General features: G+C 63.8%; 1 pseudogene. It reads left to right on the forward strand.

From position 1 onward, the window contains the following. Positions 1 to 985: pseudogene (locus IEW15_RS25505) on the forward strand (hypothetical protein); the annotation flags it as partial. Between the last annotated feature and the right edge of the window lie 30 nt (positions 986 to 1,015).

The raw sequence follows: 1,015 nt of genomic DNA on the forward strand, positions 1-1,015 counted from the left end.
CGCGCTGGTGGGCCGGCCACGAGCAGGCGACCATCGCCGCCTGACTCAAATGAAACAGCCTCCGGCAAACCCGGAGCGGTTCAACCTGCTCTTCAGAAGCGATGATGGCAGCGCCGACGTCGCGATTAAGGTGACACGGAGCGCGAATGGCGCCCGAGCTGTGAGTTCGCCGAGCGACCATCCGCACCCGGAGGACTTCCTTGCCAGTCTGCAGGAGGACTTCGTTCTCGTTGACTATGGTCGCTTCGCCAAGCTGATCGACATCTCTGCGTTGGAGCGCGGTCGGTCGTTCGCGTCACTGGTGGGCCTCAGCCGCTACTCACGGCTTCGTCAGGCGTTCGAGGGCACCAAACGGACCCAGAACATCAATAGTGATCTGGGTTTGTCAGCCCTCGACACGGAGGTGAAGACGAGCGAGCGCGCCTTGACCGCGATCGAGCGTCGCATCATCGTCGCGCATGATGCCGTTGCCGGCGCCGGCGGCGCAGCCATCGACAAGCTTGTCGATCTCAAGACGGCTGTGACCTCCGCCTTGTCCGCCATTGCACTGCTCAAGCCGCTTGTGGGCGATGGGTCGGTGATGGACCTGGATTTCGAGGCGGCCGAAAAGGCCATCGAGAAGGAGGAAGGTGGCGAAGCGCGTAAGAAGCTCGACGGGCTGACGACGGCGGTGACATCGCTTTCGGCCGCCGCGCTCGCCGATGGCGACCTCGCCGATCTCGACCGCCTTATCGGTCTGGCCAAGACGCGCGACGAGGCGATCAATCGGGTCGGTGCCCATGCGCTGCACGCGCTCCTGAAAGGCGCGCTCGCAATCGTTGGCGGATCCGATTGGCACGATCCAAAGCGGTGTCCGGTCTGCGACGCGCAAGGGGAGGAGCCGCTCAAGTCCAAATTGGAGGCCAGGATCGCAGAGTACGATGCGGCTGCCGAAGGGGATGTCCCGCCCGATGTTGAAAAGGGCTCGGCGGACGTCGCTGGTTGATGAGGCTATGCAGCCTCGCAGACGGGGTCA

This window comes from Tistrella bauzanensis (assembly GCF_014636235.1).
GTDB classification, from domain to species: Bacteria; Pseudomonadota; Alphaproteobacteria; order Tistrellales; family Tistrellaceae; genus Tistrella; species Tistrella bauzanensis.